Here is a 17,307-nt window from a genome sequence, read left to right as displayed (position 1 = left end):
TATCAGGAGGTGTGACTGAAATGACCAAAGGAATCTTAGGAAGAAAAATTGGTATGACTCAAGTTTTTGCTGAAAACGGCGATCTTATCCCGGTAACAGTAGTTGAAGCTGCTCAAAACGTTGTACTTCAAAAGAAATCTGTTGAAACAGACGGCTATGAAGCTGTTCAAATCGGTTTCGAAGATAAACGTGAAAAGTTGTCTAACAAACCTGAAAAAGGACACGTTGCTAAAGCAAACACTGCTCCTAAGCGCTTCGTTCGTGAATTGCGAGAAGTTAGCTTAGCAGAGTACGAAGTTGGTCAAGAAGTCAAAGTAGACGTATTCGCTGAAGGCGATATCGTTGATGTAACAGGAATATCTAAAGGTAAAGGTTTCCAAGGCTCTATCAAGCGCCACGGACAATCACGCGGGCCAATGGCTCACGGTTCACGCTACCACCGTCGCCCAGGTTCAATGGGTCCAGTAGCTCCAAACCGTGTATTCAAAGGTAAAGCATTACCAGGACGCATGGGCGGAGAGCAAGTAACTGTTCAAAACCTAGAAATCGTTAAGGTTGATGTTGAGCGTAACCTTCTATTGATTAAAGGTAACGTACCAGGAGCTAAAAAAGCTCTATTAAAAGTAAAAAGTGCTGTTAAAGCATAATTAGTAATCCGGAAAGGAGGAAACAAGAATGCCTAAAGTTGCATTATTCAACCAAGACGGTACTCAAGCTGGAGATATCGAATTAAAGGATTCTGTATTCGGTATCGAGCCTAACAACCACGTTCTTTTCGAAGCAGTTGTTATGCAAAGAGCTTCTTTACGTCAAGGTACACATAAAACAAAAATTCGTTCTGAGGTTGCTGGTGGTGGCCGTAAGCCATGGCGCCAAAAAGGCACAGGACGTGCACGTCAAGGTTCTATCAGATCTCCGCAATGGCGTGGTGGTGGAACAGTGTTTGGACCAGTTCCACGTAGCTACAGCTACAAATTGCCTAAAAAGGTACGCAGACTAGCAATCAAATCTGCACTTTCTACTAAAGTATTAGAAGAAAGCATTTTAGTATTGCAAAGCCTTGCTTTCGATGCACCAAAAACAAAAGAATTCAAAACTGTTTTAGGTAATCTTTCTGTAGAGAAGAAAGCACTTATCGTAACAGCTGACCTAGATGAGAACGTAGCATTATCTGCTCGTAACATCCCTGGAATCACTGTTGTATCTGCTTCTGATGTTACAGTATTAGATGTATTAAATCATGATAAATTAATCATGACGAAAGCAGCAGTTGAAAAAGTAGAGGAGGTGCTTGCATAATGGATGCACGCGATACTATTAAGCGCCCCGTTATCACAGAACGTTCTACTGACTTAATGGCTGAGAAAAAATATACGTTTGAAGTTGATGTTAGAGCTAACAAAACTCAAGTTAAAGATGCTGTAGAAGAAATCTTTGGCGTTGAAGTTGAGAAAGTAAACATCATGAACTACAAAGGTAAGTTCAAGCGTATGGGCCGTTTCGGAGGCTACACTAACAAACGTCGTAAGGCAATTGTTAAACTAACAGCTGACAGCAAAGAAATCGAATTTTTCGAAGCTTAATATATAACTGAGAAGAGGAGGGAACACAAATGGCGATTAAAAAATACAAACCTACCTCTAATGGTCGACGCAACATGACTTCTTCTGACTTTAGTGAAATCACTACAAGTACTCCAGAAAAATCATTGCTTGCTCCTTTACACAGAAAAGGCGGCCGTAATAACCAAGGTAAGTTAACTGTTCGTCATCAAGGTGGAGGCCATAAGCGTCAATATCGTGTGATTGATTTCAAACGTGACAAAGATGGCATTCCAGGACGCGTTGCTACAATTGAGTATGATCCAAACAGATCTGCTAACATCGCGTTAATCAACTATGTAGACGGTGAAAAACGCTACATTCTTGCACCAAAAAATCTAGAAGTTGGCTTAGAAGTAATGTCAGGACCAGAGGCTGATATCAAGCCAGGTAATGCACTTCCACTAGCTAACATTCCAGTGGGTACTGTTATCCACAACATCGAATTAAAACCAGGTAAAGGCGGACAATTGGTTCGTTCTGCAGGTACTTCTGCACAAGTACTTGGTAAAGAAGGTAAATACGTACTTGTACGTTTAAATTCTGGTGAAGTTCGTCTAGTTCTTGCTACTTGCCGTGCGTCAATCGGTCAAGTTGGTAACGAACAACACGAATTAATCAAGATTGGTAAAGCAGGTCGCTCTCGCTGGTTAGGCAAACGCCCAACTGTTCGTGGATCTGTAATGAACCCTAACGACCATCCACACGGTGGTGGTGAAGGACGCGCTCCAATCGGACGTAAATCACCAATGTCTCCTTGGGGTAAACCAACTCTTGGTGCTAAAACTCGCAAGAAGAAAAACAAATCAGATAAATTTATCGTACGTAGCCGTAAAAAATAACGGGGTTGAACTACGGTTCATAATAAGAACCGTAGAACAATCACGAAGGGAGGTTCAATCATGGGTCGCAGCTTAAAAAAAGGGCCTTTTGTTGATGATCATTTACTAACAAAGATCGAAAAATTAAGTGAGTCTGATAAGAAACAAGTTATCAAAACTTGGTCTCGTCGTTCTACTATCTTCCCACAATTCATCGGTCAAACAATCGCTGTTTATGATGGTCGTAAGCATGTACCTGTTTACATCACTGAAGACATGGTAGGTCACAAACTTGGAGAATTCGCTCCATCCCGTACTTACAAAGGTCATGCAAGTGACGATAAGAAAACAAGACGTTAATGAGAGGAGGGCATTCACATGCAAGCTAAAGCTGTTGCAAATACAGTTCGTATTGCTCCTCGTAAAGCTCGTTTAGTCGTAGATTTAATTCGAGGTAAGCAAGTAGGTGAAGCAGTATCAATTTTGAAGTTAACTCCAAAAGCTGCTTCTCCTATCGTTGAAAAAGTTCTAAAGTCTGCTATTGCAAATGCAGAGCATAACTACGAAATGGATATCAATAACCTAGTGGTTGAGCAAGCATACGTTAACGAAGGACCAACACTTAAACGTTTCCGTCCACGTGCGATGGGTCGTGCAAGTCAAATCAACAAACGTACTAGCCACATCACTATCGTTGTATCAGAAAAGAAGGAGGGGTAATCAGTGGGTCAAAAAGTAAATCCAGTCGGTTTGCGTGTCGGGATCATCCGTGATTGGGAATCTAAATGGTACGCAGGCAAAGACTATGCTGATCTTTTACACGAAGACCTTAAAGTACGTGAGTACATTACAAAACGTTTAAACGACGCTTCTGTTTCTAAAGTAGAAATCGAACGTGCTGCTAACCGTTTGAATGTTACTGTTCACACTGCTAAACCAGGAATGGTTATCGGTAAAGGTGGTACAGAAGTTGAAGCTTTACGCAAAGCTTTAAACTCACTTACTGGCAAACGTGTACACATCAATATTCTTGAAATTAAAAGAGCGGATATGGATGCAAAACTAGTTGCTGAGAACATTGCTCGTCAATTAGAAAACCGTGTATCTTTCCGTCGCGCTCAAAAACAAGCTATCCAACGTTCAATGCGTGCGGGTGCTAAAGGTATCAAAACTATGGTATCAGGTCGTCTAGGCGGAGCAGATATCGCTCGTTCCGAGTCTTATAGTGAAGGAACTGTTCCTTTGCATACTCTACGTGCTGACATTGATTACGCTACAGCAGAAGCAGATACTACTTATGGTAAATTAGGCGTTAAAGTTTGGATCTATCGTGGAGAGATCCTTCCAACGAAGAAGAAAACTGAGGAAGGAGGCAAATAATAATGTTACTACCTAAACGTGTTAAATACCGTCGTGTACACCGTGGAAAAATGCGCGGTCAAGCAAAAGGCGGCACAGAAGTAACTTTCGGTGAATACGGTCTACAATCTTTAGAAGCATCTTGGATTACTAACCGTCAAATTGAATCCGCTCGTATCGCGATGACTCGTTACATGAAACGTGGCGGTAAAGTTTGGATTAAAATTTTCCCACATAAGCCTTACACTGCAAAGCCTCTAGAAGTCCGCATGGGTTCCGGTAAGGGTGCTCCAGAAGGTTGGGTAGCAGTTGTTAAGCCTGGTAAAATTATGTTCGAAATTGCTGGTGTTTCTGAAGAGATCGCTCGTGAAGCACTTCGCCTTGCATCACACAAGCTTCCAGTAAAATGTAAGTTTGTAAAACGTGAAGAAATTGGTGGTGAAACTAATGAAAGCTAATGAAATTCGTGACCTTACCACTGCAGAAATTGAACAAAAAGTTAAATCTTTAAAAGAAGAGCTTTTCAACCTTCGCTTTCAATTAGCGACAGGACAACTTGAAAATACAGCTCGCATTCGTGAAGTACGCAAAGCGATTGCTCGCATGAAAACAGTAATTCGTGAAAGAGAAATCGGCGTCAATAATCGATAACGTGAGAGGAGGTTCGTATGATGAGCGAACGCAATCAACGCAAAGTCTATACTGGCCGTGTTGTTTCTGACAAAATGGATAAAACCGTTACTGTTGTTGTTGAAACGTACAAAAAACACCCACTATATGGCAAACGCGTGAAATACTCTAAAAAGTATAAAGCTCACGATGAGCAAAATACAGCTAAAATTGGCGATGTTGTACGTATTATGGAAACACGTCCATTATCAGCTACAAAACGTTTCCGTCTTGTAGAAGTAGTAGAAAAAGCAGTTATTATCTAATTGTTCGGAATAAGCTTCATCCCGAAGGGAGGTTACACACATGATTCAACAAGAATCACGTTTGAAAGTTGCTGACAACTCTGGTGCTCGTGAAGTACTAACTATTAAAGTTCTTGGTGGTTCAGGCCGCAAAACTGCTAATATCGGTGATATCATCGTTGTTACTGTGAAACAAGCAACACCAGGTGGCGTTGTTAAAAAAGGTGACGTAGTAAAAGCAGTAGTAGTAAGAACAAAGAGTGGTGTACGCCGCGCAGACGGTACTTACATTCGTTTCGATGAAAACGCATGTGTAATTATCCGTGATGATAAGAGTCCACGTGGAACTCGTATCTTTGGACCAGTTGCTCGCGAACTTCGCGATAACAACTTCATGAAGATTGTATCATTAGCTCCAGAAGTACTATAAATCATAAATTCAATTGCCTTTAAGGAGGTGCGAAAAGATGCATGTTAAAAAAGGTGACAAAGTAATGGTCATCTCTGGTAAGGATAAAGGCAAAACTGGTGTAGTTCTTGCAGCGTTCCCTAAAAAGAGCCGTGTGCTAGTTGAAGGAGTAAACATTGTTAAGAAACACAACAAGCCATCCCAGTTGAATCCACAAGGTGGAATCAATGACCAGGAAGCAGCTATTCATGTATCCAACGTTATGCCTATCGATCCTAAAACAGGTGAACCTACACGTGTAGGATCTACATCTGTTGATGGTAAAAAAGTACGCGTAGCGAAAAAATCCGGTGAAATTCTAGATAAATAGTTTAAAAAAGAAGGGAGGTACTATGAATGAACCGCCTAAAAGAAAAGTACACAAAAGAAACTGTACCTGCTCTTATGAGCAAGTTCAACTATAAATCTGTAATGCAAGTTCCAAAGCTTGAGAAAATTGTTATCAACATGGGTGTTGGTGAAGCAGTTGCAAATGCTAAAGCATTGGACATTGCAGTAGAAGAATTGACAGTAATTTCTGGTCAAAAGCCAGTAATCACTCGTGCAAAGAAATCTATCGCAGGCTTCCGTCTACGTGAAGGTATGCCAATCGGTGCGAAAGTTACACTTCGTGGAGAACGCATGTATGAGTTTTTCGATAAACTAGTATCTGTTTCTCTACCACGTGTTCGTGACTTCCGCGGTGTTTCTAAGAAATCTTTTGACGGCCGTGGAAACTACACTCTAGGTGTTAAAGAACAATTGATCTTCCCTGAAGTTGATTACGATAAAGTAAACAAAGTTAGAGGTATGGATATTGTTATCGTTACTACAGCTAACACTGATGAAGAAGCTCGTGAATTATTAACTCAATTTGGAATGCCGTTCCAAAAGTAATCTCTAATTAGAGGGAGGCGTAAATGTGGCTAAGAAGTCAATGATTGCGAAACAAAAACGCACGCCTAAATATAAAGTACAAGAATATACTCGCTGCGAACGCTGCGGACGTCCACATTCTGTGTACCGTAAATTTAAGCTTTGCCGTATTTGTTTCCGTGAATTAGCATATAAGGGACAAATTCCTGGTGTGAAAAAAGCTAGCTGGTAAAACCCCATTATGGGAAGGAGGTTAAAACAATGGTTATGACAGATCCAATTGCAGATTTGCTTACAAGAATCCGTAATGCGAATATGGTACGTCACGAAAAATTAGAGGTACCTGCTTCTAATGTGAAAAAAGAAATCGCTGAAATCTTGAAGCGTGAAGGTTTCATCCGTGATGTTGAATATATTGAAGATAACAAACAAGGAATCATCCGCATTTTCCTTAAATACGGTTCTAGCAACGAGCGTGTAATTACTGGACTTAAACGTATTAGTAAACCTGGTCTTCGCGTATATGCGAAAGCAACTGAAGTACCACGCGTACTAAACGGTCTTGGAATCGCACTAGTTTCTACTTCTCAAGGAGTACTTACTGATAAAGAAGCTCGCGCTAAACAAGTTGGCGGAGAAGTTTTAGCATACGTTTGGTAATATAGGTTTAAATGAATGGAGGTGCAACTAAATGTCTCGTGTAGGTAAAAAACCAGTCGAAGTACCAGCAGGCGTTACAGTTACTATTGATAACAGTACTGTAACGGTTAAAGGTCCTAAAGGCGAATTAACTCGTACTTTTAACTCTGATATCGCAATCAACGTTGAAGAGAACGTGATTAACGTTACTCGTCCTTCAGATGCGAAGGAACATCGTGCATTGCACGGAACAACTCGCGCTTTGTTATCTAACATGGTGGAAGGTGTTTCTAAAGGCTTTGAAAGAGGTCTTGAACTAATCGGTGTAGGTTACCGTGCTCAAAAACAAGGAAACAAACTTGTTCTTAACGTAGGTTACTCTCACCCAGTTGAGATCGAACCAGAAGCAGGAATCGAAATCGAAGTTCCTTCTGCAACTAAAGTAGTTGTAAAAGGTACTAGTAAAGAGCGCGTTGGAGCACTTGCTGCTAACATCCGTGACGTTCGCCCACCAGAGCCTTACAAAGGTAAAGGTATTCGTTACGAAGGCGAATTCGTACGTAGAAAAGAAGGTAAAACAGGTAAGTAATGCCGGATAGGTAAACGAAAGGAGTGACCTGAATGATTACGAAGGCTGACAAGAATGAAACCCGTAAAAAAAGACACGCACGTGTGCGTTCTAAACTAAGCGGTACTCAAGCTCGTCCTCGTCTAAATGTGTTCCGTTCAAACAAACACATTTACGCTCAACTTATTGATGATGTTAATGGCGTAACAATCGCTAGCGCATCTACTTTAGATAAAGAGCTTAACTTAGAATCTGCTAGCAACCTTGATGCTGCTGTTAAGATCGGTGAATTAGTAGCTAAACGTGCTGTAGAAAAAGGTGTTAAATCAGTTGTTTTTGACCGCGGTGGATATTTATATCATGGTCGCGTAAAAGCTTTAGCTGATGCTGCTCGTGAGAACGGCTTAGAATTTTAATAGTCAAAGGAGGGACAAAAATAGATGCGTAGTCGTAGTATTGATCCAAACAAACTTGAACTTGAAGAACGCGTTGTTACTATCAACCGTGTAGCGAAAGTTGTTAAAGGTGGACGTCGTTTCCGTTTCTCTGCACTTGTAGTAGTTGGAGATAAAAACGGCAATGTTGGTTTTGGTACTGGTAAAGCTCAAGAGGTACCAGATGCAATCCGCAAAGCAGTTGAAGATGCGAAGAAAAATCTTGTGGAAGTACCTATGGTTGGTACAACAATCCCACACGAAATTATCGGACATTTCGGTGCTGGTGAAATCTTGCTAAAACCTGCTTCTGAAGGTACTGGTGTTATCGCTGGTGGTCCAGTACGTGCAGTGCTTGAGTTAGCTGGTGTTGCTGATATCCTATCTAAATCTTTAGGTACAAACACACCAATTAACATGGTTCGTGCAACTTTAGACGGTTTAAAACAATTAAAACGTGCTGAAGACGTAGCGAAGTTACGTGGTAAATCAGTAGAAGAACTGTTAGGATAAGGAGGGAAATTAGATGGCAAACAAACTGGAAATTACCCTCACTAAAAGCGTTATTGGTCGTCCTCAAGACCAACGCGAAACAGTTAAAGCGTTAGGTTTGCGTAAAGTAAACCAAACAGTACAACAACAAGATAATGCTGCTATCCGCGGCATGATCACTAAAGTATCACATTTAGTATCTGTTAAAGAAAACTAAAAATCATTCTTCTTCAATAAGGAGGTGCCAATATGAAACTTCATGAATTAAAACCTGCAGAAGGTTCTCGTAAAGAACGTAAGCGTGTCGGTCGTGGTATCGGTTCAGGTACTGGTAAGACTGCTGGTAAAGGTCATAAAGGTCAAAATGCACGTTCAGGTGGGGGTGTAAGACTAGGATTTGAAGGTGGTCAAACTCCTTTATTCCGTCGTTTACCAAAACGTGGTTTTACAAACATCAACCGTAAAGAATACGCAATTGTTAACCTTGATGTTCTTAACCGTTTCGAAGATGGAGCAGAAGTGACTCCAGAACTTCTTATCGAAACTGGAATCGTGAGCAACGAGAAAGCAGGAATTAAGATTCTTGCAAATGGCAAAGTTGAGAAAAAGCTTACTGTTAAAGCACATAAATTCTCCTCTGCTGCAAAGGAAGCTATTGAAGCTGCCGGCGGTCAAACTGAGGTGATTTAATGTTTCAGACAATCTCCAATTTTATGCGCGTGGGTGAAATAAGACGTAAAATCATATTCACCCTATTAATGTTGATTATATTCCGTATCGGTACTTTCATACCGGTACCTTATGTAAATGCAGAGTTTTTACAAGCGCAGGATGCTTTTAGTGCCTTCGGTATTCTAAATACATTCGGCGGCGGCGCGCTTAGCAACTTTTCTATACTTGCTATGGGGATTATGCCATATATCACAGCATCTATCATTGTCAGCTTGCTGCAGATGGATGTTGTACCTAAGTTCACTGAATGGTCTAAACAAGGTGATGCTGGTCGACGTAAGTTAACTCAATTTACTAGATACTTCACTATCGTCTTAGGCTTCATTCAGGGCTTTGGAATGTCTTATGGTTTCAATAACCTTGCAGGTGGTGCTTTGATTACTAATCCTGGATTTAGTTCCTACTTGGTAATCTCTGTTGTGTTAACAGCAGGAACTGCTTTCTTGATGTGGCTTGGGGAACTAATCACGTCAAAAGGTGTTGGTAATGGTATATCTATTATCATCTTTGCTGGGATAGCTGCTGGAATTCCAAATATCGCTAACCAAATTTATGCACAACAGTTTGAAAACCCTGGTGATCAATTATTCTTGCGCATTGCTACAGTGCTTCTAATTCTAGTTGCAGTGGTAGCTCTTGTAGTTGGAGTAATCTTCATCCAGCAAGCACTTAGAAAGATCCCAATTCAATATGCGAAAAGAATGACAAATGGAAACAGCTCGGTTGGAGGACAATCTACACATCTTCCGCTAAAGGTTAACTCTGCTGGAGTTATCCCGGTTATTTTCGCGGTTTCATTCTTGGTTACTCCAAGAACAATCGCATCATTCTTTGAGCAAAATGCTGTAACAACTTGGATACAAAAAGTATTCGACTACACGCATCCTATTGGAATGGTTATCTATACAGTTTTAATTCTTGCATTCACTTATTTCTATGCTTTTATCCAAGTTAATCCTGAACAAGTTTCAGAGAACTTGAAAAAGCAAGGTGGATACATTCCAGGTATCAGACCAGGAAAAAGTACGCAAGAATATTTGACTCGTGTTCTTTACCGTTTAACATTAGTCGGTGCATTATTCTTGGCTGTTATTGCCATTCTTCCAGTGTTCTTTATCAACATTGCCGGGTTACCGCAATCTGCGCAAATTGGTGGAACGAGTCTACTAATCGTAGTCGGTGTAGCGCTGGAAACAATGAAGCAGTTAGAATCCCAACTAGTTAAACGTCACTATAAAGGATTTATAAAATAACATATAATTTTAGGGGACTCTTGTCCCTTGAATTTTATGTGCAAGACTTTATTTAGGGGGGAATACGCATGAATTTAGTCTTAATGGGGCTCCCTGGCGCAGGCAAAGGTACACAAGCCGAGAAGATTGTCGAGAAATATGGCATCCCTCATATCTCAACTGGTGATATGTTCCGTGCTGCAATGAAAGATGAAACAGAGCTTGGACTAAAAGCAAAATCATTTATGGATAAAGGTGAATTGGTTCCTGATGAAGTTACTATCGGGATCGTTCGCGAAAGACTTAGTAAGGATGATTGTGAAAAGGGTTTTCTTCTAGACGGATTCCCTCGTACTGTTCCACAAGCTGAAGCTTTAGAATCCATTTTGTCTGATTTAGAAAAAAGACTTGATTATGTAATCAATGTTCAAGTCGATCAAGAAATATTAATGGAAAGACTGACAGGACGCCGTATTTGTAAGTCTTGCGGAGCGACATACCATTTGGTGTTCAACCCGCCTGCTAAAGAAGATACATGCGATCGCTGTGGCGGTGAGTTATATCAACGCGCAGATGATAATGAAGCTACTGTCAAAAACCGTTTGGATGTTAACATCAAACAATCTCAACCATTACTTGATTTTTATGAGTCAAAAGGCTACTTGAAAAACTTCAATGGCCAACAAGATATTTCAAAAGTATTCTCAGATCTGGATGAATTACTAAGTACTCTTAAGTAATCCTAAATTCATAAAACACTTTTGCTTAGACTAATCTGAATCTAGCATGGACTTAAATCAGAGAATAAAATAGAAGAATTGGGATGAAATGGCTAAGGAGTTTATTCCTAAACATGATGCATTTCCTTTTTTCAAAAGGTATAATAATTCCTATGGTTATATCTGTAACAAATAAAGCATAAATATGAATTTTAATGTTTATGTGAGTTAGAAGAATAATCAATTTATGATAATTGGTGCAGAGTATTTTGGATTTCATGGTAGCTCCGCTTGAATTGCTTTTTTATCTAGTAGTGAAGAAGGTAACTATTATTCTTTCTATTATGGACATAAGGTATAGGACCAGGTGTGCGCAATCGGTAATCCCTCTTTATTTTAATATCGGAATGCGAAGATCTTTACGGCATTTCATGTAGCGATTGTGTATGTGATGCGAAAAATACGGTTAGACTCTTGAAGAAGTGTCCATGCTATTTTTTTTGCAGTAATTAACAAAAGCAGTGAAACAGCCGCAGTTAGCACTTTGCTAGTGTTTTTATATTACCCTGTTAGCAAGAAATATTACTTTTAATATAGCTTTATAACGGAGTGTAAAAGCAATATTAGCTGTGTTGGTGGTCACATTGGTCGATTCTGATGGAAGTTTATAATTTTTATTATTAATTTGTCATTATTAGCGGACGAAGGTTTAACATTGTGTTATAATCAATTAGTTGCAGTTATATGACGAATTAGTATATTATAGAGCAGTTCAGAGTAGTTGATGTACACCGATCGTGTTACAAAAGAGAGAACTACACTTTGCTATATTTAGTTTAAAGTATTTCGCATTTTAAAATGAAGGGAGAATTTATTCGATGGCTAAAGACGATGTAATCGAAATTGAAGGCACAATCACTGAAACTTTGCCGAACGCCATGTTTAAGGTAGAATTAGAAAATGGTCATACTGTATTGGCTCACGTTTCTGGTAAAATTCGTATGCATTTTATCCGCATTTTACCTGGTGATAAAGTAACGGTTGAGTTATCTCCATATGACTTGACTCGCGGAAGAATCACTTACCGCTTTAAATAATCTGATTGCACTCCGTACTATCAAGGAGGTTAGGATAATGAAAGTTAGACCATCTGTTAAACCTATCTGCGAAAAATGCAAAGTTATCCGCAGACGTGGGAAAGTTATGGTTATCTGTGAAAACCCTAAACATAAACAAAAACAAGGTTAATAATAAGGAGGTGCGCATATAGATGGCACGTATTGCTGGTGTGGATATTCCACGTGAAAAACGCGTAGTAATATCTTTAACATACATTTTTGGTATCGGAAAAATTACTGCACAAAAAGTATTGGCAGAAGCTGGTGTTTCTGAAGATACTCGTGTTCGTGACTTGACGGAAGATGAACTTAACAAAATCCGTGATATCATTGACAAACTAAAAGTTGAAGGTGACCTTCGTCGTGAAGTTTCACTTAACATCAAACGTCTAATGGAGATCGGTTGCTACCGTGGTCTTCGTCACCGCCGTGGTCTTCCAGTTCGCGGACAAAACACGAAAAACAACGCTCGTACACGCAAAGGTCCTCGTAAGACTGTAGCTAACAAGAAAAAATAATCGGTAAAGGAGGTACTAGTAATGGCACGTAAAACGAATACTCGTAAACGTCGTGTGAAAAAGAATATCGAATCTGGTATTGCACACATTCGTTCAACATTCAACAACACAATCGTAACTATCACTGATGTTCATGGTAATGCTCTTTCTTGGTCAAGTGCAGGAGCTCTAGGATTTAGAGGTTCTCGTAAATCTACTCCTTTCGCTGCTCAAATGGCTGCTGAAACTGCTGCTAAATCATCAATGGAACATGGTATGAAAACTCTTGAAGTAACTGTAAAAGGACCAGGTGCTGGTCGTGAAGCTGCTATCCGTGCTCTTCAAGCTGCAGGTCTTGAAGTTACTGCTATCAGAGATGTAACTCCAGTTCCTCATAATGGCTGCCGACCACCTAAACGTCGCCGCGTTTAATTTTTCTGTATAAAATCATTTATCCTTGTCTATACTGGGATTTGATTAAAACTTTTTAAAAAAGCCCGTACAGAATTATTAACCCAGTTGTTGTGCACAAAGCGGGAACGTAAACATGGGGAATTTCGGTTACTCAGTTAGCCGGGGTTTCGACGTTTTGAAGGAGGGTATATTTTGATGATCGAAATAGAAAAACCAAAAATCGAAACGGTTGAGATCAACGATGATGCCAAATACGGCAAATTCGTCGTAGAGCCACTTGAGCGTGGATATGGTACTACTTTGGGTAACTCCTTACGTCGTATTCTATTATCCTCACTCCCTGGTGCCGCTATCACATCCATTCAAATTGATGGGGTACTTCATGAGTTCTCAACAATTGAAGGCGTCGTGGAAGATGTAACATCTATCATATTGAACATCAAAAAACTAGCACTTAAAATCTACTCTGATGATGAAAAAACTTTAGAGATTGATATGCAAGGTGAAGGAGTTGTCACTGCAGCGGACATCACTCATGACAGTGATGTAGAGATCTTGAATCCAGATCTTCATATCGCTACATTGGGCAGCAACGGAAATCTTCGCATGCGTTTAACTGCTAAGCGTGGTCGTGGATACGCACCTGCTGAGCAGAACAAGCGTGAAGATCAGCCGATTGGTGTTATTCCAATTGACTCTATCTATACGCCTGTATCTAGAGTGAATTATCAAGTTGAAAACACTCGTGTTGGTCAATTGACTAATTATGATAAACTAACATTTGACGTTTGGACTGACGGTAGTACAGGTCCTCAAGATGCTATTGCACTTGGTGCAAAGATTTTGACAGAGCATTTAAACATCTTCGTTGGTTTAACTGATGAAGCACAAAATGCTGAGATAATGGTAGAAAAAGAAGAAGATCAAAAAGAAAAAGTTCTTGAGATGACGATTGAAGAGCTTGATCTATCTGTTCGTTCTTATAATTGCCTAAAACGTGCTGGCATTAATACAGTACAAGAATTGGCAAATAAAACTGAAGAAGATATGATGAAGGTTCGAAATCTAGGTAGAAAATCTCTGGAAGAAGTTAAGCATAAACTGGAAGAGCTAGGTTTAGGCCTGAGAAAAGACGACTGATAAACAGCCGTTTTTGATTGCCCAGCTGCTTGAATAACAACAAAAGGAGGGAATCACACATGGGTTACAGAAAGTTAGGACGCACTAGCGCACAGCGTAAAGCTATGTTACGTGACTTAACAACAGACTTAATCATCAACGAGCGCATTGAAACAACTGAAGCTCGTGCAAAAGAACTTCGTTCTGTTGTAGAAAAAATGATTACACTTGGTAAACGTGGAGATCTTCATGCACGTCGTCAAGCTGCTGCTTACGTACGTAATGAAGTTGCTAACGTTGAAGAAAACCAAGATGCTGTTCAAAAATTGTTCAGCGACATCGCTGCTCGTTACACTGAACGTCAAGGTGGATACACACGTATCATGAAAATGGGACCTCGTCGCGGAGACGGTGCACCAATGGTAATTATCGAGTTAGTATAATAAAGAGATTTTAAAAGAACTTAGGGTGCGGGACAGTTTATATTGCTATCAAACTTGTTCAAGTACCCTTTTTCTTTAGCAGTCTCATTCTATATGCTATCAAGCCAAAACAGAGTGTTACGATGAGCATTAAGGAAAAAAAGATAGAAATGTCTCGTCTAGCTCTAGCACCTCAATAAATTCAATGTGAATTTGGGGTGCGGGCTTTTTTCGTTTTTAAAGAAGCATTCAGGGTGCGAAGAATAGGAATATCATAAGATTCTTTACAACATATGAATTACCTGGGTAACAGGGACATAGGATTTTATAAAAAATATCTATCTTATGTTAAACCAATTCAAAGCTCGCCCGTAAGGCGAGTTTTCTTTTTGGCAAAAGAAAAATGAGTGGGGTATTATATGGACCATAAAGTATTGGTAACAGTTGATTCCTTATCTTTTATGTACGAAGATCAACAAAGAAAAGCTCTCGATAACGTTTCCTTTCAAGTAAAGCAAGGGGAATGGGTGGCGATAGTAGGACATAATGGCTCTGGCAAATCTACACTTGCAAAGCTGTTAAACGGCTTATATTTTTCGTCGGAAGGTTCAATTCAAATAGGTGATGTAACTATTTCTGAAGAAACAGTATGGGAAGCAAGAAGAAAGATAGGCATGGTATTTCAAAACCCTGATAACCAGTTTGTAGGTACTACAGTAAAAGATGATGTGGCTTTTGGGTTAGAAAATATTGCCGTCCCCAGAGAAGAAATGCATAAAAGGGTAGAAGCAGCTTTATCAAAAGTTAATATGTTGCCTTTTCTTGATCAAGAGCCGCACCATCTTTCAGGCGGTCAAAAACAGAGAGTAGCTATTGCTGGGGTAATTGCTTTGAAACCTAGCATCATCGTGCTGGATGAAGCTACTTCCATGCTTGACCCGCAAGGCAGGCAAGAAGTGCTGGAATTAATGAAAGAGCTGAAGGAGGAGAACATGACCGTTATCTCCATCACTCATGATTTAGACGAAGCTGCAAGAGCAGACCGGATCATAATTATGAATGAAGGGAAGATATATAAAGAGGGGAATCCTTCTGAAATCTTTCAGTTAGAAAAGGAATTAATTGATATTGGGTTGGATATCCCATTTGCGATAAAGCTGAGAAGCGGTCTTCGTAAGCAGGGAGTTCAACTGGACAAAATTACATTGACAGAAGAAGAGTTGGTGACAGAGTTATGGACATCTCACTTCAAAGAGTAGCTTATAAGTATCAAGAGAATACACCATTTGAGACTCTGGCTATTAAGGATGTAGACATAAACATTACCTCTGGATCATATACAGCTATTATTGGACATACAGGCTCTGGGAAATCTACCGTCCTTCAACATTTGAATGCTCTGTTAACACCTTCAAATGGTAGTGTTGTAATTGGCGACAGACTAATCGAATCTGGACGTAAAAATAAAAACCTTGCCCCTATTCGTCAAAAGGTAGGAATCGTCTTCCAGTTTCCCGAAAGCCAGCTTTTCGAGGAGACAGTGGAAAAGGATATTTGCTTTGGACCGATGAACTTTGGTGTAAGCGAGGAAGAAGCTAAAGTAAGAGCAAAAAAGGCGCTTAAAGAAGTTGGTCTGTCTGAAGAGTATTTGACTAAATCTCCATTTGATTTATCTGGAGGACAGATGAGAAGGGTTGCAATTGCAGGAGTTCTGGCAATGGAACCAGAGGTGCTTGTGCTTGATGAACCAACCGCTGGACTTGATCCAAGAGGGCGCAAAGAAATTATGGATATGTTCTACAGACTTCATAAAGAGCGGAATTTAACGACCATTCTTGTTACTCACAGCATGGAAGATGCCGCAATCTATGCTGATAAAATAGTTATTATGAACAAAGGAAATGTTTATAAAGAAGGAACACCAGAGAATATATTCTCAAATAGTGAAGGTTTAATAGAAATTGGTCTTAATGTTCCGGATATAGTTAGATTTCAACAGAAATTAGAATCACTGCTAGGATACAAGTTAGACAGAGTGCATTTAAACATGGAGACATTTATTATGGAAGTTTCAGATCATTTAAAGAAAAAAGAGGCTAATCAATGATGGGGAAGATGATAATCGGCCGTTTTGTTCCCATTGACTCTCTTCTTCACAGGATGGACCCTCGCTCTAAACTGATAATCGTATTTTTATTTATATGTATCGTTTTCCTTGCTAACAATGCGGTTACCTACTTTATACTTGCTGTTTATGTTGGTATGATGATTCTGTTATCCAAGGTGCCCTTCCGATATATTTATCTCGGGTTAAGGCCGATTTTATGGCTTATATTATTTACTTTCTGTCTTCATTTATTCTTTACTAAAGGTGGCAACCTTTTATTTGAATACGGATGGATAAAGATTTATGAAGAAGGTTTAAGGATGGGGATTCTTATTTCATTAAGATTCTTTCTGCTTATCATTATGACATCCTTGCTTACCTTGACAACGACTCCAATCGAGCTGACAGATGCCTTAGAAACGCTCCTAGGGCCGTTGAAAAAAGTCCGTTTTCCAGTTCATGAGCTTGCTTTAATGATGTCTATTTCCCTGCGCTTTATCCCGACACTTATGGATGAGACGGAGAAGATAATGAAGGCACAGATGGCAAGAGGGGTCGAATTTTCTAGCGGCCCAATCAAGAACAGAATTAAAGCTATTGTTCCATTGTTAATTCCGTTGTTTGTCAATGCTTTTAAGCGTGCGGAAGAGCTAGCAACTGCAATGGAGGCAAGAGGCTATCAAGGCGGAGAGGGCAGGACCAAGTACCGTCAGTTAGTATGGAAGCAAACAGATAGTATCATGATTTTATTATTAGTGCTAGTGGCAGGATTGCTGTTTGTATTTAAATCATAAT

At 39.8% G+C, this 17,307-nt stretch carries 31 protein-coding genes; all 31 read left to right on the top strand.

What is annotated here, in order from left to right; all coding sequences use genetic code 11:
* Window positions 1–20 precede the first annotated feature (20 nt).
* The 31 genes from rplC (at window position 21) to ACLIJJ_RS24300 (ending at window position 17,306) form a co-directional block, all read left to right on the top strand.
* Window positions 21–647 (top strand): 50S ribosomal protein L3, encoded by a 627-nt coding sequence (rplC, locus tag ACLIJJ_RS24450; RefSeq protein WP_233318678.1) that lies wholly within the window; start codon window positions 21–23, stop codon window positions 645–647.
* A gap of 28 nt (window positions 648–675) precedes the next feature.
* Window positions 676–1,299: a 50S ribosomal protein L4 gene (gene rplD / locus ACLIJJ_RS24445; protein WP_233318680.1), complete on the top strand. Its 624-nt coding sequence runs from the start codon at window positions 676–678 to the stop codon at window positions 1,297–1,299.
* Window positions 1,299–1,583, top strand: coding sequence for a 50S ribosomal protein L23 (gene rplW, locus ACLIJJ_RS24440; RefSeq protein ID WP_144458335.1), 285 nt, complete (start codon window positions 1,299–1,301; stop codon window positions 1,581–1,583). The genes rplD and rplW overlap by 1 nt, the downstream gene beginning before the upstream one ends.
* Before the next feature lie 29 nt (window positions 1,584–1,612).
* Window positions 1,613–2,443, top strand: coding sequence for a 50S ribosomal protein L2 (rplB, locus tag ACLIJJ_RS24435; protein ID WP_233318682.1), 831 nt, complete (start codon window positions 1,613–1,615; stop codon window positions 2,441–2,443).
* A 60-nt stretch (window positions 2,444–2,503) separates the two neighbouring features.
* On the top strand, window positions 2,504–2,782 hold the full coding sequence (gene rpsS, locus ACLIJJ_RS24430; RefSeq protein ID WP_233318684.1) for a 30S ribosomal protein S19: 279 nt from the start codon (window positions 2,504–2,506) through the stop codon (window positions 2,780–2,782).
* A gap of 18 nt (window positions 2,783–2,800) precedes the next feature.
* Window positions 2,801–3,142, top strand: a complete 342-nt coding sequence (rplV, locus tag ACLIJJ_RS24425; protein WP_233318686.1) for a 50S ribosomal protein L22 — start codon at window positions 2,801–2,803, stop codon at window positions 3,140–3,142.
* Window positions 3,143–3,145: 3 nt separating this feature from the next.
* Window positions 3,146–3,802, top strand: a complete 657-nt coding sequence (gene rpsC, locus ACLIJJ_RS24420; protein ID WP_127742415.1) for a 30S ribosomal protein S3 — start codon at window positions 3,146–3,148, stop codon at window positions 3,800–3,802.
* A 2-nt stretch (window positions 3,803–3,804) separates the two neighbouring features.
* Window positions 3,805–4,239, top strand: coding sequence for a 50S ribosomal protein L16 (gene rplP / locus ACLIJJ_RS24415; protein WP_127742417.1), 435 nt, complete (start codon window positions 3,805–3,807; stop codon window positions 4,237–4,239).
* On the top strand, window positions 4,229–4,432 hold the full coding sequence (rpmC, locus tag ACLIJJ_RS24410) for a 50S ribosomal protein L29 (RefSeq protein ID WP_003351417.1): 204 nt from the start codon (window positions 4,229–4,231) through the stop codon (window positions 4,430–4,432). Before rplP ends, rpmC begins: the two co-directional genes overlap by 11 nt.
* A 20-nt stretch (window positions 4,433–4,452) precedes the next feature.
* On the top strand, window positions 4,453–4,716 hold the full coding sequence (gene rpsQ / locus ACLIJJ_RS24405; RefSeq protein ID WP_233318739.1) for a 30S ribosomal protein S17: 264 nt from the start codon (window positions 4,453–4,455) through the stop codon (window positions 4,714–4,716).
* Window positions 4,717–4,756: 40 nt separating this feature from the next.
* A complete protein-coding gene (rplN, locus tag ACLIJJ_RS24400) occupies window positions 4,757–5,125 on the top strand; it encodes a 50S ribosomal protein L14 (protein ID WP_016204567.1) in 369 nt (122 codons plus the stop codon).
* A gap of 37 nt (window positions 5,126–5,162) precedes the next feature.
* Window positions 5,163–5,474 (top strand): 50S ribosomal protein L24, encoded by a 312-nt coding sequence (gene rplX / locus ACLIJJ_RS24395; protein WP_233318690.1) that lies wholly within the window; start codon window positions 5,163–5,165, stop codon window positions 5,472–5,474.
* Window positions 5,475–5,500: 26 nt separating this feature from the next.
* Entirely contained in the window at window positions 5,501–6,040 is a 540-nt protein-coding gene (gene rplE, locus ACLIJJ_RS24390; protein ID WP_233318692.1) for a 50S ribosomal protein L5, read from the top strand.
* Between the two features lie 25 nt (window positions 6,041–6,065).
* On the top strand, window positions 6,066–6,251 hold the full coding sequence (gene rpsN, locus ACLIJJ_RS24385; RefSeq protein WP_009499044.1) for a 30S ribosomal protein S14: 186 nt from the start codon (window positions 6,066–6,068) through the stop codon (window positions 6,249–6,251).
* A 29-nt stretch (window positions 6,252–6,280) separates the two neighbouring features.
* Complete coding sequence (gene rpsH, locus ACLIJJ_RS24380) at window positions 6,281–6,679, top strand: 30S ribosomal protein S8 (protein WP_233318694.1); 399 nt, start codon at window positions 6,281–6,283, stop codon at window positions 6,677–6,679.
* A gap of 31 nt (window positions 6,680–6,710) precedes the next feature.
* Window positions 6,711–7,247, top strand: coding sequence for a 50S ribosomal protein L6 (rplF, locus tag ACLIJJ_RS24375; RefSeq protein ID WP_233318696.1), 537 nt, complete (start codon window positions 6,711–6,713; stop codon window positions 7,245–7,247).
* Window positions 7,248–7,279: 32 nt separating this feature from the next.
* A complete protein-coding gene (gene rplR / locus ACLIJJ_RS24370) occupies window positions 7,280–7,642 on the top strand; it encodes a 50S ribosomal protein L18 (RefSeq protein ID WP_233318698.1) in 363 nt (120 codons plus the stop codon).
* A gap of 24 nt (window positions 7,643–7,666) precedes the next feature.
* Window positions 7,667–8,173, top strand: coding sequence for a 30S ribosomal protein S5 (rpsE, locus tag ACLIJJ_RS24365; protein ID WP_233318700.1), 507 nt, complete (start codon window positions 7,667–7,669; stop codon window positions 8,171–8,173).
* A gap of 13 nt (window positions 8,174–8,186) precedes the next feature.
* Window positions 8,187–8,369 (top strand): 50S ribosomal protein L30, encoded by a 183-nt coding sequence (gene rpmD, locus ACLIJJ_RS24360; RefSeq protein ID WP_233318701.1) that lies wholly within the window; start codon window positions 8,187–8,189, stop codon window positions 8,367–8,369.
* 32 nt (window positions 8,370–8,401) lie between these two features.
* Entirely contained in the window at window positions 8,402–8,842 is a 441-nt protein-coding gene (gene rplO / locus ACLIJJ_RS24355) for a 50S ribosomal protein L15 (protein WP_233318703.1), read from the top strand.
* The gene (gene secY, locus ACLIJJ_RS24350) at window positions 8,842–10,137 is read left to right on the top strand and encodes a preprotein translocase subunit SecY (RefSeq protein ID WP_233318704.1); all 1,296 of its coding nucleotides are present in this window, start codon (window positions 8,842–8,844) and stop codon (window positions 10,135–10,137) included. Before rplO ends, secY begins: the two co-directional genes overlap by 1 nt.
* Before the next feature lie 68 nt (window positions 10,138–10,205).
* On the top strand, window positions 10,206–10,856 hold the full coding sequence (locus ACLIJJ_RS24345) for an adenylate kinase (RefSeq protein WP_233318706.1): 651 nt from the start codon (window positions 10,206–10,208) through the stop codon (window positions 10,854–10,856).
* An 857-nt stretch (window positions 10,857–11,713) separates the two neighbouring features.
* Entirely contained in the window at window positions 11,714–11,932 is a 219-nt protein-coding gene (infA, locus tag ACLIJJ_RS24340) for a translation initiation factor IF-1 (RefSeq protein WP_016204578.1), read from the top strand.
* 37 nt (window positions 11,933–11,969) lie between these two features.
* Window positions 11,970–12,083, top strand: a complete 114-nt coding sequence (rpmJ, locus tag ACLIJJ_RS24335) for a 50S ribosomal protein L36 (protein WP_000868344.1) — start codon at window positions 11,970–11,972, stop codon at window positions 12,081–12,083.
* Window positions 12,084–12,105: 22 nt separating this feature from the next.
* Complete coding sequence (rpsM, locus tag ACLIJJ_RS24330) at window positions 12,106–12,471, top strand: 30S ribosomal protein S13 (protein WP_127742447.1); 366 nt, start codon at window positions 12,106–12,108, stop codon at window positions 12,469–12,471.
* A 21-nt stretch (window positions 12,472–12,492) separates the two neighbouring features.
* The gene (gene rpsK / locus ACLIJJ_RS24325; RefSeq protein WP_233318710.1) at window positions 12,493–12,882 is read left to right on the top strand and encodes a 30S ribosomal protein S11; all 390 of its coding nucleotides are present in this window, start codon (window positions 12,493–12,495) and stop codon (window positions 12,880–12,882) included.
* A gap of 177 nt (window positions 12,883–13,059) precedes the next feature.
* Window positions 13,060–14,004: a DNA-directed RNA polymerase subunit alpha gene (locus ACLIJJ_RS24320; RefSeq protein ID WP_233318741.1), complete on the top strand. Its 945-nt coding sequence runs from the start codon at window positions 13,060–13,062 to the stop codon at window positions 14,002–14,004.
* A 59-nt stretch (window positions 14,005–14,063) separates the two neighbouring features.
* Window positions 14,064–14,426 carry a 50S ribosomal protein L17 gene (rplQ, locus tag ACLIJJ_RS24315; protein ID WP_127742449.1) on the top strand — a complete coding sequence of 121 codons (363 nt, stop codon included), beginning with the start codon at window positions 14,064–14,066 and terminating at the stop codon, window positions 14,424–14,426.
* Between the two features lie 398 nt (window positions 14,427–14,824).
* Window positions 14,825–15,664 (top strand): energy-coupling factor ABC transporter ATP-binding protein, encoded by an 840-nt coding sequence (locus ACLIJJ_RS24310; protein ID WP_237940541.1) that lies wholly within the window; start codon window positions 14,825–14,827, stop codon window positions 15,662–15,664.
* Window positions 15,640–16,512, top strand: a complete 873-nt coding sequence (locus tag ACLIJJ_RS24305) for an energy-coupling factor ABC transporter ATP-binding protein (protein WP_233318713.1) — start codon at window positions 15,640–15,642, stop codon at window positions 16,510–16,512. Before ACLIJJ_RS24310 ends, ACLIJJ_RS24305 begins: the two co-directional genes overlap by 25 nt.
* The gene (locus ACLIJJ_RS24300) at window positions 16,509–17,306 is read left to right on the top strand and encodes an energy-coupling factor transporter transmembrane component T family protein (RefSeq protein WP_237940542.1); all 798 of its coding nucleotides are present in this window, start codon (window positions 16,509–16,511) and stop codon (window positions 17,304–17,306) included. The genes ACLIJJ_RS24305 and ACLIJJ_RS24300 overlap by 4 nt, the downstream gene beginning before the upstream one ends.
* Window position 17,307 lies beyond the last annotated feature (1 nt).

Source organism: Niallia laureatilytica, from assembly GCF_046613985.1.
Taxonomy (GTDB): Bacteria; Bacillota; Bacilli; order Bacillales; family Cytobacillaceae; genus Niallia.
The sequence above is the reverse complement of the archived record's forward strand: the minus strand, read 5'-3'. Positions and strand labels throughout refer to the sequence as shown.